The organism is Streptomyces sp. NPDC041968, assembly GCF_055589025.1.
Genome location: NZ_JBVJCB010000008.1, coordinates 248,298 through 266,065 on the forward strand (window position 1 = coordinate 248,298; position 17,768 = coordinate 266,065).

General features: G+C 72.4%; 19 protein-coding genes and 6 tRNA genes. 16 read left to right on the forward strand and 9 right to left on the reverse strand.

Annotated features, from left to right (window positions below; genetic code table 11):
- Nucleotides 1-155 precede the first annotated feature (155 nt).
- Together cobA and ACZ6EG_RS21205 are read left to right on the forward strand one after the other, a co-directional pair.
- Nucleotides 156-1,406 carry a uroporphyrinogen-III C-methyltransferase gene (cobA, locus tag ACZ6EG_RS21200; RefSeq protein ID WP_469606542.1) on the forward strand — a complete coding sequence of 417 codons (1,251 nt, stop codon included), beginning with the start codon at nt 156-158 and terminating at the stop codon, nt 1,404-1,406.
- Nucleotide 1,407: 1 nt separating this feature from the next.
- Nucleotides 1,408-2,226, forward strand: coding sequence for a TrmH family RNA methyltransferase (locus tag ACZ6EG_RS21205; protein ID WP_469606545.1), 819 nt, complete (start codon nt 1,408-1,410; stop codon nt 2,224-2,226).
- 81 nt (nt 2,227-2,307) lie between these two features.
- Here ACZ6EG_RS21205 and ACZ6EG_RS21210 read toward each other — a convergent pair whose 3' ends face one another.
- The gene (locus tag ACZ6EG_RS21210; RefSeq protein ID WP_391970295.1) at nt 2,308-3,747 is read right to left on the reverse strand and encodes a serine/threonine-protein kinase; all 1,440 of its coding nucleotides are present in this window, start codon (nt 3,745-3,747) and stop codon (nt 2,308-2,310) included.
- Between the two features lie 603 nt (nt 3,748-4,350).
- Between ACZ6EG_RS21210 and ACZ6EG_RS21215 the strand changes: the two genes are divergently transcribed.
- The 3 genes from ACZ6EG_RS21215 (at nt 4,351) to ACZ6EG_RS21225 (ending at nt 6,274) form a co-directional block, all read left to right on the forward strand.
- Entirely contained in the window at nt 4,351-4,533 is a 183-nt protein-coding gene (locus tag ACZ6EG_RS21215; protein ID WP_391970296.1) for a hypothetical protein, read from the forward strand.
- Nucleotides 4,534-4,844: 311 nt separating this feature from the next.
- Nucleotides 4,845-5,885, forward strand: coding sequence for a phosphotransferase family protein (locus tag ACZ6EG_RS21220; protein WP_469606549.1), 1,041 nt, complete (start codon nt 4,845-4,847; stop codon nt 5,883-5,885).
- A gap of 101 nt (nt 5,886-5,986) precedes the next feature.
- A complete protein-coding gene (locus ACZ6EG_RS21225) occupies nt 5,987-6,274 on the forward strand; it encodes a TFIIB-type zinc ribbon-containing protein (protein WP_391970298.1) in 288 nt (95 codons plus the stop codon).
- A 64-nt stretch (nt 6,275-6,338) separates the two neighbouring features.
- Here ACZ6EG_RS21225 and ACZ6EG_RS21230 read toward each other — a convergent pair.
- From ACZ6EG_RS21230 to ACZ6EG_RS21250, 5 genes are all read right to left on the reverse strand, one after another.
- A tRNA-Val gene (locus ACZ6EG_RS21230) sits at nt 6,339-6,410 on the reverse strand.
- 13 nt (nt 6,411-6,423) lie between these two features.
- Nucleotides 6,424-6,495: transfer RNA gene (locus tag ACZ6EG_RS21235), tRNA-Val, on the reverse strand.
- Between the two features lie 50 nt (nt 6,496-6,545).
- Nucleotides 6,546-6,617 (reverse strand) — tRNA-Val (locus ACZ6EG_RS21240).
- A gap of 1 nt (nt 6,618) precedes the next feature.
- Nucleotides 6,619-6,692: transfer RNA gene (locus ACZ6EG_RS21245), tRNA-Cys, on the reverse strand.
- Between the two features lie 38 nt (nt 6,693-6,730).
- A tRNA-Gly gene (locus ACZ6EG_RS21250) sits at nt 6,731-6,803 on the reverse strand.
- 177 nt (nt 6,804-6,980) lie between these two features.
- Between ACZ6EG_RS21250 and ACZ6EG_RS21255 the strand changes: the two genes are divergently transcribed.
- Genes ACZ6EG_RS21255 through ACZ6EG_RS21265 form a run of 3 tightly spaced genes read left to right on the forward strand, consistent with a single transcriptional unit; the run spans nt 6,981 to nt 9,727 of the window.
- A complete protein-coding gene (locus ACZ6EG_RS21255) occupies nt 6,981-8,033 on the forward strand; it encodes a chorismate-binding protein (RefSeq protein ID WP_469606552.1) in 1,053 nt (350 codons plus the stop codon).
- On the forward strand, nt 8,030-8,851 hold the full coding sequence (locus ACZ6EG_RS21260; protein ID WP_391970300.1) for an aminotransferase class IV: 822 nt from the start codon (nt 8,030-8,032) through the stop codon (nt 8,849-8,851). The genes ACZ6EG_RS21255 and ACZ6EG_RS21260 overlap by 4 nt, the downstream gene beginning before the upstream one ends.
- Nucleotides 8,852-8,902: 51 nt before the next feature.
- Entirely contained in the window at nt 8,903-9,727 is an 825-nt protein-coding gene (locus ACZ6EG_RS21265) for a GNAT family N-acetyltransferase (protein ID WP_391970301.1), read from the forward strand.
- Between the two features lie 37 nt (nt 9,728-9,764).
- Here ACZ6EG_RS21265 and ACZ6EG_RS21270 read toward each other — a convergent pair whose 3' ends face one another.
- Nucleotides 9,765-10,286 carry a DsbA family protein gene (locus tag ACZ6EG_RS21270; RefSeq protein WP_469606557.1) on the reverse strand — a complete coding sequence of 174 codons (522 nt, stop codon included), beginning with the start codon at nt 10,284-10,286 and terminating at the stop codon, nt 9,765-9,767.
- Between the two features lie 189 nt (nt 10,287-10,475).
- Between ACZ6EG_RS21270 and ACZ6EG_RS21275 the strand changes: the two genes are divergently transcribed.
- Together ACZ6EG_RS21275 and ACZ6EG_RS21280 are read left to right on the forward strand one after the other, a co-directional pair.
- On the forward strand, nt 10,476-10,928 hold the full coding sequence (locus tag ACZ6EG_RS21275; protein ID WP_469606560.1) for a hypothetical protein: 453 nt from the start codon (nt 10,476-10,478) through the stop codon (nt 10,926-10,928).
- 163 nt (nt 10,929-11,091) lie between these two features.
- Nucleotides 11,092-11,271 carry a hypothetical protein gene (locus ACZ6EG_RS21280; RefSeq protein WP_356605766.1) on the forward strand — a complete coding sequence of 60 codons (180 nt, stop codon included), beginning with the start codon at nt 11,092-11,094 and terminating at the stop codon, nt 11,269-11,271.
- Between the two features lie 93 nt (nt 11,272-11,364).
- On the opposite strand, the gene ACZ6EG_RS21285 is transcribed toward ACZ6EG_RS21280, so the two are convergent.
- Both ACZ6EG_RS21285 and ACZ6EG_RS21290 read right to left on the reverse strand, forming a co-directional pair.
- Nucleotides 11,365-11,925, reverse strand: a complete 561-nt coding sequence (locus ACZ6EG_RS21285; protein WP_391970303.1) for a CGNR zinc finger domain-containing protein — start codon at nt 11,923-11,925, stop codon at nt 11,365-11,367.
- A gap of 432 nt (nt 11,926-12,357) precedes the next feature.
- Nucleotides 12,358-12,771, reverse strand: a complete 414-nt coding sequence (locus tag ACZ6EG_RS21290) for an SsgA family sporulation/cell division regulator (protein WP_004002642.1) — start codon at nt 12,769-12,771, stop codon at nt 12,358-12,360.
- Between the two features lie 191 nt (nt 12,772-12,962).
- Here ACZ6EG_RS21290 and ACZ6EG_RS21295 point away from each other — a divergent pair, with 191 nt between their 5' ends.
- From ACZ6EG_RS21295 to ACZ6EG_RS21320, 6 genes are all read left to right on the forward strand, one after another.
- On the forward strand, nt 12,963-13,418 hold the full coding sequence (locus ACZ6EG_RS21295) for a TIGR02611 family protein (RefSeq protein WP_384703030.1): 456 nt from the start codon (nt 12,963-12,965) through the stop codon (nt 13,416-13,418).
- 79 nt (nt 13,419-13,497) lie between these two features.
- Nucleotides 13,498-13,569 (forward strand) — tRNA-Val (locus ACZ6EG_RS21300).
- A gap of 354 nt (nt 13,570-13,923) precedes the next feature.
- A complete protein-coding gene (locus ACZ6EG_RS21305) occupies nt 13,924-15,213 on the forward strand; it encodes an ABC transporter substrate-binding protein (protein WP_469606565.1) in 1,290 nt (429 codons plus the stop codon).
- Nucleotides 15,213-16,214, forward strand: coding sequence for a carbohydrate ABC transporter permease (locus ACZ6EG_RS21310; RefSeq protein WP_469606568.1), 1,002 nt, complete (start codon nt 15,213-15,215; stop codon nt 16,212-16,214). The genes ACZ6EG_RS21305 and ACZ6EG_RS21310 overlap by 1 nt, the downstream gene beginning before the upstream one ends.
- Nucleotides 16,211-17,101, forward strand: coding sequence for a carbohydrate ABC transporter permease (locus ACZ6EG_RS21315; RefSeq protein WP_469606571.1), 891 nt, complete (start codon nt 16,211-16,213; stop codon nt 17,099-17,101). Before ACZ6EG_RS21310 ends, ACZ6EG_RS21315 begins: the two co-directional genes overlap by 4 nt.
- A gap of 12 nt (nt 17,102-17,113) precedes the next feature.
- Entirely contained in the window at nt 17,114-17,713 is a 600-nt protein-coding gene (locus ACZ6EG_RS21320; RefSeq protein WP_391970307.1) for a hypothetical protein, read from the forward strand.
- The last annotated feature ends 55 nt before the right edge of the window (nt 17,714-17,768 follow it).

Below are 17,768 nucleotides of genomic sequence, written 5' to 3' on the forward strand. Positions count from 1 at the left end.
CGCGACCGGAGATCCGCCGCCGCCCCGGCCCGCCGTACGCTGGACCGACCTCGTGCCGTCCCCGCACGTCTCCTAGAATCCGCACGTATCCCCACGTCAGGGCCGCTCCACCGCCGTAGCGCCCACCGCACCGCCAGGACGAGGAGCCCACCCTCATGGCCGAACACCCCGCCTACCCCGTAGGCCTCCGCCTCACCGGCCGTCGCGTGGTCGTCCTCGGCGGCGGTCAGGTCGCCCAGCGTCGCCTGCCCGCCCTCATCGCGGCGGGCGCGGACATCCGCCTCGTGTCCCCCGCGGCGACCCCCTCGGTCGAGGCGATGGCGGACGCGGGAGAGATCGCGTGGGAGCGGCGCCCGTACACGGAGGGCGACCTCGCGGACGCCTGGTACGCCCTGATCGCCACCAGCGACACCGCGGCCAACGCGGCCGCCTCCGCGGAGGCCGAGAGGCACCGCGTCTGGTGCGTGCGCTCCGACGACGCCGACGAGGCCACGGCGTGGACACCGGCGACCGGCCACAGCGAGGGCGTCACCGTCGCCGTGCTCACCACGGACGCGCGCGGCCGCGACCCCCGCCACACCGCCGCCATCCGGGACGCGGTCGTGGAGGGCCTGCGCGACGGCACCCTCGTCGCCCCGCACCACCGCACCCGCACCGCCGGTGTCTCCCTCGTCGGCGGCGGCCCGGGCGACCCCGACCTGATCACCGTCCGCGGCCGCCGCCTGCTCGCCGAGGCCGACGTGGTCATCGCCGACCGGCTCGGCCCGCGCGACCTGCTCGCCGAGCTGCCGCCGCACGTCGAGGTCATCGACGCCGCGAAGATCCCCTACGGCCGTTTCATGGCCCAGGAGGCCATCAACAACGCGCTCATCGAGCACGCCAAGCAGGGCAAGGCCGTCGTACGGCTGAAGGGCGGCGACCCGTACGTCTTCGGACGGGGGATGGAGGAAGCGCAGGCGCTGGCCGAAGCGGGTATCCCGTGCACCGTCGTCCCCGGCATCTCCAGCTCCGTCTCGGTCCCCGGAGCGGCCGGCATCCCGGTCACCCACCGGGGCGTCGCCCACGAGTTCACCGTGGTCAGCGGCCATGTCGCCCCCGACGACGAGCGCTCCCTGGTGGACTGGCCGTCCCTCGCCAAGCTGACCGGCACCCTCGTGATCCTCATGGGCGTCGACAAGATCGGCCGGATCGCCGAGACCCTCGTCGCGCACGGCAAGTCCCCCCGCACCCCGGTCGCCCTCGTCCAGGAGGGCACCACCGCCGCCCAGCGCCGGGTCGACGCCACCCTCGCGACGGTCGCCGACACGGTCGTCGCGCAGGAGGTCAAGCCACCCGCCGTCATCGTCGTCGGCGAGGTCGTCGGCGTCGGCCCGCACGCCGGCATCGGCCCCCACGGGGCGGTGTGACATGGGCGAACTCCTCACGATCGACGACCCCGACGACCCGCGCCTGCGCGACTACACCCACCTGACCGACGTCGAACTGCGCCGCCGCCGCGAGCCCGCCGAGGGCCTCTTCATCGCCGAGGGCGAGAAGGTCATCCGACGGGCCGGCGAAGCGGGCTACGCGATGCGGTCGATGCTGCTCTCCGCCAAGTGGGTCGACACGATGCGCGACATCATCGACGAGGCCCCCGCCCCGGTGTACGTCGTCGACCCGGCCCTCGCCGAGCAGGTCACCGGCTACCACGTGCACCGCGGCGCCCTCGCCTCGATGCGGCGCAAGCCGCTGCCGACGGCGTCCGACCTCCTGACGGCCACCCGCCGCGTCGTCGTCATGGAGTCGGTCAACGACCACACCAACATCGGCGCGATCTTCCGTTCCGCCGCCGCCCTCGGACTGGACGCGGTCCTGCTCTCACCGGACTGCGCCGACCCGCTGTACCGGCGCAGCGTGAAGGTCTCCATGGGCGCCGTCTTCTCGGTTCCGTACGCCCGCCTGGACACCTGGCCGGCCGGACTGGAGGCGGTCCGCGAGGCGGGCTTCGCGCTCCTCGCCCTCACTCCCGACGCACGGGCCAAGGCCCTCGACGAGGTCGCCCCGCACCGGATGGACCGGGTGGCGCTCATGCTGGGCGCCGAGGGCGACGGACTCTCCCGGCGGGCCCTGGCGGCGTCCGACGAGTGGGTCCGCATCCCCATGTCCCACGGTGTCGACTCCCTGAACGTGGGTGCGGCGGCAGCGGTCGCCTTCTACGCGGTGACGGCCGGCCGACCCCCGGAGTAGGCCGCGGTCCGGCCGTCGCAGTGCGGGAGCCCGCCCTGTGATCCGGCCCTCCACAGCCCGCCGTACGGTCCGGTCCGGCCCCTACCGCCCGACCGCGTGCCACCCGGGCGTGTCGCCGCGTCCGTCGACCCGCTCCTGCTGCGCCCGCACACCGCCCCGATCGTCGCCCAGCCCCCTGGACGGTCCCTGGCAGCCCTGCGCGGCGGCGATACCCAGCGCGACCAGCAGGGTCACGACCACGAACACGAACAGACGCTGCCGCAGCAGCCGCGGATTGGCGGGCCGCCGCCAGCGGGTCCCGGTCGGCCTCGGCGCCGTACGGCCGGGGCCGCCGCGCGACGTGGGCCGGCCTCCGCTGTCGTGGCGGGAGGTGCTGCGGCCGGTGTTGCTGCGGGAGGCGGGTGTGGGCCGCCCCCCGGAGCGGGCGCCCGAACCGTTGCCCCCGCGAGGGGCGCTGCCGCCCCGCGCGCCGGACCCGCCCCGCGACGGCGTGCCACCGCGGGAGGGATCGGCGCCGCGCGCGGGCGCCGGCCCACGGGATCCCGACGTGCTCCGTGGAGCGGGCGTGCCGGGCGCGCCCGGCCGGCTCTGCGGACGCCGCTGAGCACGCTCCGGATAGGTGTCGGCGAGCCGTCCCGTGGGCAGGTCGGCCTCCGCGCTGCGCGGCGCGGGGGGCCGTACGTCGGCCAGGCCCTGGGCCTCCCGGGCGGCGATCTCCTTGAGCCGCAAGGACAGTTGCAGCGTGCTCGGGCGTTCCTCGGGGTCCTTGGCCAGACACGCCCGCACCAGCGGAGCGAGGGCGTCCGGGACGCCGTGCAGCTGCGCCTCCTCGTGCACCACGCGGTACAGCATCACCTCGGAACTCCCGTGCCCGAACGGTGAGTCGCCCATCGAGGCGTAGGCCAGCGTGGCGCCGAGCGAGAACACGTCCGTGGCCGGAGTGACGGCCGCCCCGCGCACCTGCTCGGGCGCGAGGAACCCGGGGGAGCCGACGGCGGTGCCGACGTGCGTGAGCGTCGAGGCGCCCGTCGCCCAGGCGATGCCGAAGTCGATGATCCGCGGCCCCTTCGGGGAGAGCAGGATGTTGGACGGCTTCAGGTCCCGGTGCACCACCCCGGCCTCGTGCACGGCGACCAGCCCCTCGGACAGGGCGGCGCCGACGGCGGCGACGTCCGCCGCGCCGAGCGGCCCCCCGTCGACGACCTTGTCGTGCAGGGAGGGGCCGGGCACGTACTGCGTGGCGAACCAGGGGCGGTCCGCGTCCAGGTCGGCGGCGACCAGCCGTGCGGTGCAGCCACCGCGGATGCGCCGGGCCGCCGACACCTCCCGGGCGAACCGCGAGCGGAACTCCTGGTCCTCGGCCAGGTCCGGCCGGATGACCTTCAGCGCGACCCGCTGCCCCTTCTTGTCGGAGCCCAGGTAGACCACGCCCATCCCACCCGCGCCGAGCCGTCTGTGAAGCCTGAACGAGCCGACGACGCGCGGGTCCTCGCGCCTCAGGCGCATCATCGCCATGTTCATCCCCGCTGCCCGGTCCCTGTGACGAGCCCCAGCTTACGTTTCCACGGCCGCCCGCGCGCAGAGGCCGCGCCCTCCGCGGGCAACGGATTGTCAGTGCGGGGTGGGAGAGTTGAGGGACGGTCAGGGAACACGTGAACGAGCCGGTCCCGGCCCGCCGGTGATCCCAACCGGCGCGCGCGGAGGGGGGTTTGGACGGGGGGAGCGTGCGGGCGCGGAGGGGGAGGGGGGTGTCCGGGGGCAGACCGGTGGCCACGGCGCGGCGGTGGGCGAGGACGTGCGCCGAGCGGGGTCAGGGGCCCGCCGGAGCGCGGCGGAAGTGAGCGATGTCACGGGGCCGGGCGCTGCGGATGCCGGGTCCGGGGCACGTCACGAGGACGCCCCCTCCGGGAAGACCCCGAGGCGGGGCACCCGGTCTCCACCCAGGGGAGTACGCCCCGGGGGGCGGCTCATCCTCCGGGAGGCCCGGCAATCGGTACGAGGGCATGACGACCGGTGGGCGCGGGACACCTAGATTTGAGGTCAAGCGGCGGGTGCAGCACTCGTCCCCCGAGGTCGGACGCCCGCCGCTGTGAAGACAACAACCGAACGGTCAGGAGAGGGACCATGGCCCAGACGGCACCGCGGACGCTGGTCCGCACGCGGCGGGACCGCCGTCAGGCGCGGCGTCACCCGGTGGTGGCGACGCTCATGGCCCTGCCCCTGGCGGCTCTGCTCCTTCTCGTCTTCGACGGGTGGGAGACAGTGGCCACACAAGCGTCGTCCGTGGGTGTGATGCTGGGGCGCTGAGAGGCGACCCCCAGGCCCGGAAGAGCGGTCCGGGCGGGGACATCCATCCATGAAACCCCGTGGGGACGGGGGTGCGGCGGACGGCAAAATGCCGGCGCAGCTGGGGAGCTGCGCCGGCATTGCTCTTCCCCGGCACGACCACGGAGCCACGGCACCGGCACCGACCGCAGCTCTCGTCCTCCCCCCGGAGCATTCGGCGAACGGCACCGGTGCGCCCCGGCCCCCGGGCGGACGCCGAGGACGTGCCTCCCTGCCACCGGCGGCAAGAGCCTCCGAGCAGACGGCGCCGAGCCCCTGCGTACCCTCACCCCGTGACCACGGACGCCCTCCTCCCCTCCCTGACCGCCCGGGCCAGGGAAGCGGCCCACGCCCGCACCCCCGCCTGCCCCTGCGGCACCGCGGACCGCCCCGAGACCGCGCCCGCGTCCCGCACGGAGGCCAAGCCCGCGCCCCCCACCGAGACCACGCTCGCACACCGCCCCGACGCCACCGTCGTGCGGCACGCCGGCACCGTCGCCAAGGCGCACGCGGCGGACACCGACCCCGTCGAGCTGGCCCGCCGCGTCACCGTCGCCGCCCGACTCCCCGGCATCCTCCTGCCCCCGCTCCGTCCCACCGCTGCGGACCCCCACGCCGCAGACGCTCAGCCGGGTGGCGGCCCGACGCCCGTCACCCTGCACGAGCGGCTCGTCACCTACTGGCCGTACGGCACCCCGGTCGACCCGCAGGACCCGGACGCGGCGCCGTGGGAGGCCGCGGCCACCCTCCTCGCCCGCCTCCACCGCTCCCCGGCCCCCGCCACCCTGCCGCCGATGCGCGGTCCGGCCAAGGCGGCCCAGGCGGTCGCCCGGCTCCGGGCCACCGCCCCCGACCACCCCGCCACCGCCTCCGTACTGGACGCCTGGGCCGGCCTCCCCGCCTGGGCCCGCGGGGAGGCCGCCATGCCGGACACGACCACCCTGTGCCACGGCGACCTGCACCTCGGTCAGCTCGTACGCCACCCCGCCCCCGACGGACCCTGGCTGCTCATCGACGTGGACGACCTCGGTACCGGCGTCCCGGCATGGGACCTGGCCCGCCCGGCGGCCTGGTACGCCTGCGGACTGCTGCCGCCGGACGACTGGCACCGCTTCCTGACCGCCTACCGCACGGCCGGCGGCCCGGCCGTCCCGTCCCTCGCGGACCCCTGGACCGCGCTGGACGTACCGGCCCGTGCCCTCACCGTCCAGACCGCTGCCCGTGCCCTCACCAAGGCGGCAGCGGCGGGCCGGACCCCGGACGAGGTGGAGCAGGCGCTGGTCGACGCCTGCGCGCGGATGCCCTCGGACCGCCCCCGAGCCCCCCGCGGCTGAGGCGAATTCGCACGACGTAGGGTGCAACCGACCCGCGGCCGGGCAGAGTCTGTCCTGGCGACACGCGAATCAGGACCGACCGGCGAGGAGTTGAGCCGACCATGCAGTGCCCCAAGTGCCACGCACCCATGCACACCTACAACCGCAACGGCGTTCAGATCGAGCAGTGCAGCGGCTGCCGAGGCATCTTCCTCGACTACGGCGAGTTGGAGTCGCTGACCCGCCTGGAGACGCAGTGGTCCCAGCCCGCTCCGCCGCCCCCGCCCGCGGCCCCGCAGGCCTACCCGGCCGCCCCGGCTCCCGCCTGGGGCGCCCCGCACGTCGGGCACCACGGCCACCAGGGTCACCACCGCCAGAAGAGCTTCGGCCGCATGCTCTTCTCCAGCTGACAACCCGGCCAAGGACACGACGAAGCCCCCGGCCGTACGAGACGGCCGGGGGCTTCGGCGGGTGTGGACGATACTGGGATTGAACCAGTGACCTCTTCCGTGTCAGGGAAGCGCTCTCCCGCTGAGCTAATCGTCCTGGGAGTGCTGCGTGCGCGATACTGGGATTGAACCAGTGACCTCTTCCGTGTCAGGGAAGCGCTCTCCCGCTGAGCTAATCGCGCGGGGGACCCGAGAAGCCCAAGATCCGGGGATCGAGGACTCGAAGATCCAGTGGACGATACTGGGATTGAACCAGTGACCTCTTCCGTGTCAGGGAAGCGCTCTCCCGCTGAGCTAATCGTCCTTGGAGGTGGAGACGGGATTTGAACCCGTGTAGACGGCTTTGCAGGCCGTTGCCTCGCCTCTCGGCCACTCCACCAGGAGTGTAGGGGACCCGGGAGGCCCCCTGTTCCTGCGAGCGGACGACGAGGTTCGAACTCGCGACCTCAACCTTGGCAAGGTTGCGCTCTACCAACTGAGCTACGTCCGCCTGTCGGTTCGGTGCGCTTGCGCGTCCCGGCGACGTGATGAACTCTAGCGGATTCCGGAGCCAGCACAAAAACGCGTTTGTGCAGCGTGCTGCGGTGCGTACGCTCGCGCACCTGGTCAGGGCACCTGGAGCGACACGTTCGGGTCACCTCGGGGACACCGGCCTAGACTCGGTCATGTGCTCGACCTGCTTCCCCTCGCCCGCTTCGGCGACCGCCTCGCCACCGGTCTCCTCGACGTCACGAGCGATCCCGCCGCCCTGGAGTCCGAGGGCTTCTGGGCCGTCTGCGCGGACTTCGAGGGCCGTCTGACCTGCGCCCGCTTCGCGGACATACGGACGGAGGCGGTGTCGGCGCCGGTGCCGGGCGGGTGGCGGGGGCCGGCCGTCGGAGACTGGACGTCCTCCCTCGACCGCGCCGCGTACACGGCGGCCGTGCGGCGCATCCGCGCCCACATAGCCGCCGGCGAGGTCTACCAGGCCAATCTCTGCCGGGTGCTCTCGGCGCCCGTCGCCCCCGACGCCGACGTGGACGCCCTCACCGCCCTGCTGGCCCGCGGCAACCCGGCGCCGTACGCCGGGACGATCCGGCTGCCCGGGCACGGCGTGGAGATCGCCACCGCGTCCCCCGAGCTGTTCCTGCGCCGCGACGGCCGGGTCGTCGAGTCCGGGCCGATCAAGGGGACCGGACGGACCGAGGCCGACCTGCTGGAGAAGGACTACGCCGAGAACGTGATGATCGTGGACCTGGTCCGCAACGACATCGGGCGGGTCTGCGCCACGGGCAGTGTGACGGTGCCCGACCTGTGCGCCGTGGAGAAGCACCCGGGACTCGTGCACCTGGTGTCGACGGTGCGCGGTGAGCTGCGCGCGGGGGCGGGCTGGCCGGATCTGCTCGACGCGGCCTTCCCGCCCGGGTCCGTCACCGGCGCGCCCAAGTCGAGCGCCCTGCGGATCATCGACGCGCTGGAGAGCGCGCCCCGGGGCCCGTACTGCGGGGGCATCGGCTGGGTCGACGCCGACCGGGGTACCGGGGAGCTGGCCGTCGGCATCCGCACCTTCTGGATCGACCGGTCCGCGAGGTTGCTGCGCTTCGGCACCGGCGCCGGCATCACCTGGGGGTCCGACCCCGAGGGGGAGTGGCGGGAGACGGAGCTGAAGGCGTCCCGGCTGCTCGCGGTAGCGTCGGGGGCGTACGAGGTGACCGGAAGCGGAGAGGCGGTACAGACGTGAAGATCTGGCTCGACGGAGGGCTGCGGGACACCGGTTCCGCCCGCGTCTCCGTCTTCGACCACGGGCTGACCGTGGGCGACGGCATCTTCGAGACGGTGAAGGTGGTGGACGGCGGGCCGTTCGCGCTGACCCGGCACCTCGACCGGCTGACCCGTTCGGCACGCGGTCTGGGGCTGCCCGATCCCGACCTCGACGAGGTCCGCCGCGCCTGCGCGGCCGTCATCGAGGCCAACCCGATGCCCCTGGGCCGGCTGCGCGTCACCTACACCGGCGGCCACGGCCCGCTCGGCTCCGACCGCGGCGAACACGGTCCGACCCTCGTCGTCGCCCTCGGCGAGACCGGTCGCCGACCCGACTCCACGGCCGTCGTCACGGTGCCCTGGACCCGCAACGAGCGCGGCGCGCTCACCGGCCTGAAGACCACCTCCTACGCCGAGAACGTCGTCGCCCTCGCCCGCGCCCGCGAACGGGGGGCGTCGGAAGCACTGTTCGGCAACACGGTCGGGCAGCTCTGCGAGGGCACCGGGTCCAACGTCTTCGTGGTCCTCGACGGCGAGATCCACACCCCGCCCGTCGCCTCGGGCTGCCTCGCCGGCATCACCCGCGCCCTGGCCGTCGAGTGGACCGGCGCCCGTGAGACCGACCTCCCGCTGGACGTCCTGGAGCGCGCCGACGAGGTCTTCCTGACCTCCACCCTGCGGGACGTCCAGGCCGTGCACCGCGTGGACGACCGCGAACTCCCGGGCGCCCCGGGACCGGTGACCGCGAAGGCGATGCGGATCTTCGAGGAGCGGTCCGGGGACGACCTGGATCCCTGACCGCGGAAATTCGGCTGCCCTTCGGGTCCCCCGGCGGGTAGAACACCCGTGATGACCACCACCCTGCGGCCGACCGAGCCGCTACAGCGCGCCGCCGACGGGACACGTTCACGCCGCTACCAGGTCTGCGTGAACAGCCGTCCCGTCGGCGCGATACACCTCGGCACCTCGCCCTCGCTCGGCGACTCGGTCGCCGTCATCGACGAGCTGCGCATCGACGAACCGGACCGCCGGCGCGGCCGGGGCACGGTCGCCGCGCTCGCGGCCGAGGAGGTCGCGCGGGGCTGGGGCTGCCGGCAGATCGAGGCGCACGTCGCCGGCGACGCCGAGGCGGGACTGGGCCTCGCGCGGGCACTCGGCTACGTCCCGCGCAGCCGCGGCATGACCAAGCCGCTCGGCGACACCCCGCCCGCCCTGCCCGCGGGCAGCGCCGCACGGCCCATGACCCGGGACGAGTTCGCCGCCTGGCAGGCCTACGAGTCGCGGGAGTACGCCCGTACCTGGATCGAGCGGGGGCTCCCCGAGGCCGAGGCGCACGCGAAGGCGCGCCGCGATCACGAGCTGCTCCTGCCGCACGGGCTGGACACCGAGAACATGCTGTTCAGCGTGTTGGAGCAGGAGGGCGTGCGGGTCGGGGTCCTGTGGCTGGCACTGCAGGAGGACCGGGCCTACGTCTTCGACGTCGAGGCCGACGCGGCCCATCGGGGCCGGGGGCACGGCCGTACGCTGATGCTGCTGGCCGAGGCGCAGGCGATCACCGCCGGCCGGCCGCTGATCGGCCTCAACGTCTTCGCCGGGAACACCCCGGCCGAACGGCTGTACGAGTCGCTCGGCTACGCGACCACGCGGTACGGCTTCTACAAGCCGCTGCTCTAGGGGCGGCCCGGGCCGGGGCGCCGGGGCGCCGCCCGGATCAGCCCTGTTCGGCCAGCAGCCGGTCCGCGATCTCCTCGACGCGCTCGCGCAGCCCCTCCTGGCTCCTGCCGCCGTTGAGGCGCTCGCCGCCGATCACGTACGTGGGGGTGCCGGTCACGCCGATCGCCTTGCCCTCGGCCTGATCGGCGTCGACGATCAGGATGTGCCGGCCGTCGATCAGGGCCGTGTCGAACTCCTCGGCGTCCAGCCCCAGCTCCCGGGCCACCTCGACCAGGAAGGGCTCACCCTTGCGGTCCAGCTCCGCGACCCGGTCCAGCACGGCCTCCGCGTACGGCCACCCCTGCCCCTGGGCCACGGCCTCCTCGGCGGCCTGCGCGGCGGCGAAGGAGTGCTTGTGCTTCTCCAGGGGGAAGTGCCGCAGCCGCAGTTCCAGGCGGTCGCCGTAGCGGGCGCGCAGGGCGCGGAGGTCCTCCAGCGCGGTGCGGCAGTCAGGGCACTGGAGCTCGCACCAGACATCGAGGACGGGCGCGGCGGGACGGTCGGGGGAGAGGTCGCTCATGCCCCCATTCTCCCAGCCCACGGGACGGCACCCGGCCACCGTGGGACACCGCTCACCGGCACCTGGGGAGGAGCCGACCCCCGAGATCTCCCTGATCTCCGGCCGGAGCATGGCCCGACGGTGTCCGGACGGTGCAGGATGGAAGGGACGAACTACTCGTGCCCGACCGAGCCCAGCCTGGAGGACCGGATGATTGCCGAGACCGTCTGCTCCGCGGTGTCCGCGGCGGGCCTGGGCATCGCGGCGGTCACCGCGTACCGCAGGCGCTTCCTCACCGCGACCCGCATCGCCGCCTACGCGCTGGTCCCGGTCGGCCTGGTGATGACCGGTGTCGTCGAGTGGCTGGCCGACACGGCCTTCAGCCCGGTGGCCTGGGCGGGCTTCGGAGTGCTGGGCGTCTCCTGGGTGCTCTTCCTGACCACGCGCGCCGTGGAGCGCCGCCGTGGTGGCACGCGCAAGGAACGCAAGGAGGCCCGGGCCGCGGCACGGCGCGAGGCGGTCGCCCCGGCGGCCTCGGAACCGTCCCTCGGACCCGGTACCCGCCAGGCCAGTCGGCCCGCCCCTTCCCGGCCGGCGACCGCGCCCCGGGGCGACGAGGACTTCAGCGACATCGAAGCCATCCTGAAGAAGCACGGCATCTGACACCCGTCCGCCGACACTGAAACGACACAGCGGTCCGAGGCCGTCAAGGCGTGCTCCGGAATGATCACGTTCCGACCCCGACCTTGCTGATTCAACGAACTCCCGGTCCTTGCTGGCGTGTTGATCGCGTGGGCCCCGTGCACTGCGTCATCATCGCGGCGAGATGCCGGACACCACTCAGCTGGATCCCCAGCTGGACACGAGACAGAGCGAAACCGCGCCCACGCAGAGTGAACCGCGCGGCTGCCTCTTCGCCCTTTCCCAGCCACCGCTCATGATCTTCCTTGCGGTGATCGGGTGTCTGCTGCTCATGGCCGCGTTGCACGATCTGCTGTTGCTGTGAGCCGTACCCGCGTTCCCCGGCGCCACCCGCCGGGGACCGCGTCGCCGTCCGCACACCACCCGGTGCCGACGCCGGGGTGGGCCCGGGGCGACGTCAGCCGGCGGCCTCCTTGCGCCGTGCCCGGTACGCGGCCACGTGCAGCCGGTTTCCGCAAGTACGGCTGTCGCAGTACCGCCGGGAGCGGTTCCGCGAGAGGTCGACGAAGGCGCGCCGGCAGTCCGGGGCCTCGCACCGCCGCAGCCGCTCCTGCTCCCCCGCGACCACGAAGAAGGCCAGCGCCATTCCGCAGTCGGCGGCCAGGTGGTCGGCGACGGAGGCGCCGGGGGCGAAGTAGTGGATGTGCCAGTCGTACCCGTCGTGGTCGGTGAGCCGGGGCGTGGTCCCCGCGGCGGCGACCAGATCGTTGATCAGCCCCGCCGCGGTACGGGCCTCGGGGGCCGCGAAGACCGCCGCGAACCGGCCGCGGACCTTGCGCACCGCCGACAGGTCGAGTTCGGAGAGCACGCCGACGTCGCTGATTTCGTGCGATCCCACAAATTCCTGGAGGGCCGCGACATCCGGCAGCCCGTCCGGCGCCGTATCGTCCTCCGGCACGGTGTTCACCAGATCCACCACGGTGTCGAGGGCGCACCGGGTGTCGTGGGTGATCAGCACATTTCGCTCCCTGGCCTGGGGTCGGGCGGGCGCCCGCCGATGCTGGCCGATGGTAGTGGCTTCCGCGGCGGGCGAACCGGCTCCGATTCCGGTCCCTGGCACCGGCGGCCGCTCGCCCGTCGCCCACGGCCTCGCGCACCGGCGGCGCCGGTCCACCCATCGCCCGTACAACGGGAGCCGTCCGGTCTTCGTTCCCGTGCGGAGCCGCGAGAGCGCCCTGTGAGGCGTCAGGGGAGTGAGGGTCGTGTGAGGGGCGTAGGGCACGTCAGTACCCGCCCCAGGGCGTCCCCCGGCGCTGTACGGAGCCGGAACATGGCGACGCCGCCTCCGCGAAGATCCGCGGTGACGACGCCGGGTGTGCCGTATGCGGTTGTCCGGGCCCGTGCCGTCACCCCGAGTCGACGGCGACGGGCGGCTTCACGGGGCCTCGCCCTAGCTTTCCGCCAGGATGTGCGAGAGCTCCTGGTCGAGATCGAAGTGCCGGTGTTCCGTGCCGGGCGGCACGGCGGCGTCTGTGCGCTTCAGGAAGGACTCCAGGGCCCGCGCCGGGGCCTCCAGCAGTGCCTCGCCCTCAGGGGAGCTCAGAGCGATGCACACGACGCCCTGGCCATGACTGCGCGACGGCCAGACACGGACGTCGCCGGTGCCGGTGGGACGGTGGAGACCTTCGGCGAGGAGGTCGCGGGCGAACACCCACTCGACGGTCTCCTCGGCTCCGGTGTGGAAGGTGGCGTGCACGGCGTAGGGGTCGGCCGTGTCGTACCGCAGGCCTGCGGGGACAGGCAGGGAGGACTCGCTCGACACAACGAGGCGCAGGTGCAGCTCGCAGCTGACCGTGGTGTTCATAAGCGCCAGGGCCTTTCGCTCAGTGTGCGCTCGGGGATTCGCACGTCGGCGAAATCGACATGCCACCTACGGTGCCGTTGTAAACCCCTCTGAGCGTTTTGCGGGTGTTTACGTAACTCTTCCGGCCGAGCGGTCGTTCGGGTCCTGCGCCCATTCCGGTGACAGGTTTCGCTCCGGTAGTGTTTGGCTGTATGAACACGGGGAGTAACAAGCCCGGCGAGGCAGCCGTGGCGGAGGACCGTACGGGGACGGACGACGAGGCCGCGGCCGCGCGGGCCCTCGGGTCGCGGGCGCCGGACTTCATCAAGGCGCGCCGCGCCCTGCACCTGAGCTGGCAGGTCGGCGTCTTCATCGTCGGTCTCGCGGTCGTGGTGGCCGGCATCATCATGCTGCCGCTGCCCGGGCCGGGCTGGGTCGTGATCTTCGGGGGCATGGCGATCTGGGCGACCGAGTTCGTCTGGGCCCAGCTCGTCCTGCGCTGGACCAAGCGCAAGGTCACGGAGGCGGCGCAGCGCGCCCTCGACCCCCGGGTGCGGCGCCGGAACATCATCCTGACCTCGGTCGGTCTGCTGATCGTCGCCGTGCTGGCCGGGATCTACCTGTACAAGTTCGGTCTGCAGATGCCCTGGAAGATCAAGGACCAGTGATCCGCGGCGGGGGTGCGGCCACCCGGCCCCCGCTGGTCACGGGCACTGCCTGACATGGGGTAATGTTCTTCCTGCGTCCGGGCGATTAGCTCAGTGGGAGAGCGCTTCGTTCACACCGAAGAGGTCACTGGTTCGAACCCAGTATCGCCCACCGGATCAGCAGGCGGCCCGGCTCACGATCGTGAGCCGGGCCGCTTCGTCGTGTGCCGGGCGGCCGCGCGGCCCGTCCGCTCCGTCCGGCTGCTTCACTCAACCGTGACCTTCCGTGCCGCCGGTTCCGCTGGACCGGGCGGCGTTCGGCCCCTCGGCCACGCCGCGCCCACCTGCGCAATCGGCCGGCCCGTCCGCGGGTGGGCCGACGGTGGGCCTCCCTCCCGGTCGGCGCCCCGCGCACATCCGTACCGTCCGACTCATTGACGGGCCCCCGGGACCTTCGTACCTTGTGCCAGCAAGCGCTTACTTGAAACGATTCACGCAGCGGACGCCGCGTCGCGGGGAGGCTCATATGCAGCAGGGCAGCAAGATGGAGAGGCGGACGATCCTCAAGGCGGCGGGCGCCTCGCTGGCCGTCGCGGGACTGGGGGCGACGGCCACCGCGTGCGGCGGCGACAGTGGTTCGGGAGGGGGGACGGTGACGATCCGTTACTCCTGGTGGGGTGCGGAGGACCGGGCGCAGCGCATCAACAAGACCATCGCCCTCTTCGAGAAGAAATACCCGAAGATCAAGGTCAAGACCGACTTTCAGCCGTACACGGACTTCTGGAAAAAGTTCAACACCCAGGCCTCCGGCGGAAATCCACCGGACGTCTTCCAGAATGCCATCGGGTTCCTGCGCAAATACGACGCGAAGAACGTCCTGCTCGATCTGAGCGCGCAGGTCGAGGCGGGCAACCTCTCCATGGACGGTTTCCGCGAGGGCCTGGAGAAGTTCGGTGAGATCGACGGCAGACTCCTCGGTGTGCCCGTCGGTTCGAACTCGATGGCCCTCGTCATCGACAAGCCCGTCTACACCCGCGCCGGGATCACGCCCGAACAGGGCTGGACCTGGGACGACTTCCACGAGGCGATGACCAGGGTCCGGGACCGGACGGGGCGTGCGGGCGACAGCGGCATGTACGGCGTCATGTACCTCTACGACCTGTACCTGCGGCAGAACGGCAAGGCCTTCTTCACCGAGGACGGCCTCGGCTTCTCCGAGGCGGATCTGACCGCGTGGTGGAGCAAGGCGGAGAAGGACGTGCGGTCCGGTCTCTTCGCCGACCCGAAGAAGGTCGCCCAGATCAAGCCCAAGTCGGCGCTCTCCGCCGAACTCGCCGGCAGCGAGTACACCTGGGACAACTTCACCGTCCGCTACACCTCCGAGGGCAAGAGCGAGTACGGTCTCGCACCGATCCCCACCACGGACGGCAAGAGGACCGGCCAGTACCTCGGTTCGCTGATGCTGAGCGCCTACAAGCGCACCGAGCATCCCAAGGAAGTCGCGCAGTTCATCGAATTCATGGTCCACGATCCCGAGGTCGCCAAGATCATGGGTTACGACCGCGGCGTGCCGACGACGCAGGCCCAGTACGACGCCTACCGCCCGGCCGACCCGGTCAACAAGGCGATCGCCGCCTACGAGCAGTCCCTCGTCGACGCGGGCGTCCTGGAGGACATCACCCCGCACCCGAACGGCGCCGACATCTGCGAGGCCGCGTTCCTGCGCATCGCCGAGGAGATGGCGCTCGGCGAGCGGTCCGTCGGGGACGCCGTGAAGCAGTTCTTCACCGAGTCGAAGACGGCTCTCGTCGGCTGATGGGAAGCGCCGTGACACACGCCCCCGCGCGGGAGGGCCTGGCCGAGGCCTCCGAGCCGCGGCACGGCCCGGTGAAGCCCCCGCGCCCCGCCGAGCTGAAGCGGCGGCGCCGCCGGGAGAACCTGGCCGGCTACCTCTTCATGTCCCCCTGGATCGCCGGGTTCCTGCTGCTGACCGCGGGACCGATGGTCGCCTCGCTCTATTTCGCCTTCACCGACTACAACCTGTTCGACGCCCCGAAGTGGATCGGCCTGGACAACTTCTCCGAGATGTTCGGCGACCCGCGCTGGCGTCACTCGGTCCAGGTCACCCTCTGGTACGTCGTCGTCGGCACGCCGATCAAGCTGGTCGCCGCGCTGGGCGTGGCGCTGCTGCTGGCGCAGAAGCGGCGCGGACAGGCCTTCTACCGGGCCGCCTTCTACGCGCCGTCGCTGATCGGCGCGAGCGTGTCCGTCGCCGTCGTGTGGAAGGCGATCTTCTCGGACGACGCGGCCGTGGACCGTACGCAGCAGTTCTTCGGGATCGACGCCGGCGGGTGGACCGGCGACCCGGATCTGATCATCTACAGTCTGGTGGCCCTCACCGTCTGGCAGTTCGGCGCCCCGATGGTCATCTTCCTGGCCGGCCTGAAGCAGGTCCCGCGCGAGCTGTACGAGGCGGCCGACGTCGACGGGGCGAGCCGACTGCGGCAGTTCTGGAACATCACGCTGCCGATGATCTCTCCGGTGCTCTTCTTCAACGTCCTGCTGGAGACCATCCACTCCTTCCAGATCTTCAGCTCCGCCTACATCGTCGGCGGCGGGGCCGGGGGCAACGCCTGCGGTCCGGCCGACGGATCCATGGTCTACACCTGCTACCTGTACGTCCAGGGCTTCGAGAACAGCCGCATGGGCCTGGCCTCCGCCATGGCGTGGATGCTGCTGGTCGCGGTCGCCCTGGTCACCGCGGTGCTGTTCTGGTCCCAGAAGCGCTGGGTGCACTACGAGGAGGGCGGCCGATGAGCGCGCAGGCCACCGACGTCACACCGGCCCCGTCCACGAGGGGCGCCCTGCGGCGCAGGCTGCCGGGCTCGCTCGCCTGGCACGTCGGGTCCCTGGCGATCCTGGCGGTGATCCTCTACCCGGTGGTCTGGGTCGTCGGCGGCTCCTTCAAGGAGAGCGGGGACATCGTCGGCAGCCTGGACCTCTTCCCGGCCGACCCGATCGTCTCCAACTACACGAGCCTGGCCGACGGCATCGCCGACATCTCGATCTCCACCTTCTTCCTCAACTCGCTCTTCCTCGCGGTGGGGTCGGTCATCGGGATCGTGGTGTCCTGCTCGCTGACGGCGTACGCCTTCGCCAAGATCAGGTTCGCGGGCCGCAACCTGCTCTTCACCCTGATGATCGGCACGCTGCTGCTGCCGTACCACGTGCTGCTGATCCCGCAGTACGTGCTGTTCCGCAACATGGACATGATCAACACGTACACCCCGTTGCTGCTGGGGAAGTACCTGGCCACCGAGGCGTTCTTCGTCTTCCTCATGGTGCAGTTCATGCGCAACCTGCCTCGCGAGCTGGACGAGGCGGCGCGGCTCGACGGCTGCGGGCACCTGCGCATCTACTGGTCGATCGTGCTTCCCCTGTGCCGCCCGGCCCTGATCACCAGCGCCATCTTCACCTTCATCAACGCGTGGAACGACTTCATGGGCCCGCTGATCTACCTCAACGAGCCGAGCAAGTACACCGTGTCCCTCGGCCTGAAGATGTTCGTCGACCAGGAAGGGCTGGCGAACTACGGCGGCATGATCGCCATGTCGCTCGTCGCCCTGCTGCCCGTCCTCGCCTTCTTCCTGGCCTTCCAGCGCTATCTGATCGACGGCATGGCGACGTCCGGTCTGAAGGGCTGAGGTGAACCGATCATGACCGAGGCGCGTGCGCGGGCCCGCACCGAGCGGGGAGAGTCACGGTTCGCCCAGGGGTTCGCCCTGTTCGCCGAGTGCCTGCTCACCGGCGTGTGGATCGCGGTGGCCTCGCTGCCGCTGGTCAGCTACCCCGCGGCGTTCGCGGCCGGGTCCCGGCACCTCGGGCGCCTGCTCGCCCACGAGCGCGGCGGCTGGCGGGAGTTCGCCGCCGACTTCCGAGCGGCACTGCGACGCGGGTGGATCGTCGGGGTCGCCGGGTGGGCCGCCCTGGCGGTGGTCTGGGTGGACGTGCGGGCCGTGCGCGAGGGTGTTCCGCTCGGCCCCCTGGTGGGCTCCGTCGGGGTGCTCGCCCTGATCGGCGCGGCCGTGGCGGGGCTGCGCGCGGCGGCCACCTGGCAACCCGGCGCCTCCTGGCGGTCGCTGCTCGCGCGGGCCGGCCGGCGCACCGTGCTCGACCCCGCCGGCTCCTTCCTGATCGTCGGCGGGCTGGTCGTGGTGGTCTGCTCCGCCTGGTTCAGCGCCCCGCTGGCGGTCGCCGTCCTCGGCGCCGTCGCCGCGGCGGCCGTCGCCGTGGAGGAGCGCCACCGCCTGCGCTGACGGCGTCACCCGTCCCCGGTTCGGCGCTCCGGCGCCGCACCGCCTCGTCTGTCAT

Coding starts and splice junctions, on each gene's coding strand:
- cobA (WP_469606542.1), top strand. CDS start 156: ATGGCCGAACACCCCGCCTACCCCGTAGGCCTCCGCCTCACCGGCCGT.
- ACZ6EG_RS21205 (WP_469606545.1), top strand. CDS start 1,408: ATGGGCGAACTCCTCACGATCGACGACCCCGACGACCCGCGCCTGCGC.
- ACZ6EG_RS21210 (WP_391970295.1), bottom strand. CDS start 3,747: ATGAACATGGCGATGATGCGCCTGAGGCGCGAGGACCCGCGCGTCGTC.
- ACZ6EG_RS21215 (WP_391970296.1), top strand. CDS start 4,351: ATGGCCCAGACGGCACCGCGGACGCTGGTCCGCACGCGGCGGGACCGC.
- ACZ6EG_RS21225 (WP_391970298.1), top strand. CDS start 5,987: ATGCAGTGCCCCAAGTGCCACGCACCCATGCACACCTACAACCGCAAC.
- ACZ6EG_RS21265 (WP_391970301.1), top strand. CDS start 8,903: ATGACCACCACCCTGCGGCCGACCGAGCCGCTACAGCGCGCCGCCGAC.
- ACZ6EG_RS21270 (WP_469606557.1), bottom strand. CDS start 10,286: ATGAGCGACCTCTCCCCCGACCGTCCCGCCGCGCCCGTCCTCGATGTC.
- ACZ6EG_RS21275 (WP_469606560.1), top strand. CDS start 10,476: ATGATTGCCGAGACCGTCTGCTCCGCGGTGTCCGCGGCGGGCCTGGGC.
- ACZ6EG_RS21280 (WP_356605766.1), top strand. CDS start 11,092: ATGCCGGACACCACTCAGCTGGATCCCCAGCTGGACACGAGACAGAGC.
- ACZ6EG_RS21290 (WP_004002642.1), bottom strand. CDS start 12,771: ATGAACACCACGGTCAGCTGCGAGCTGCACCTGCGCCTCGTTGTGTCG.
- ACZ6EG_RS21295 (WP_384703030.1), top strand. CDS start 12,963: ATGAACACGGGGAGTAACAAGCCCGGCGAGGCAGCCGTGGCGGAGGAC.
- ACZ6EG_RS21305 (WP_469606565.1), top strand. CDS start 13,924: ATGCAGCAGGGCAGCAAGATGGAGAGGCGGACGATCCTCAAGGCGGCG.
- ACZ6EG_RS21310 (WP_469606568.1), top strand. CDS start 15,213: ATGGGAAGCGCCGTGACACACGCCCCCGCGCGGGAGGGCCTGGCCGAG.
- ACZ6EG_RS21315 (WP_469606571.1), top strand. CDS start 16,211: ATGAGCGCGCAGGCCACCGACGTCACACCGGCCCCGTCCACGAGGGGC.
- ACZ6EG_RS21320 (WP_391970307.1), top strand. CDS start 17,114: ATGACCGAGGCGCGTGCGCGGGCCCGCACCGAGCGGGGAGAGTCACGG.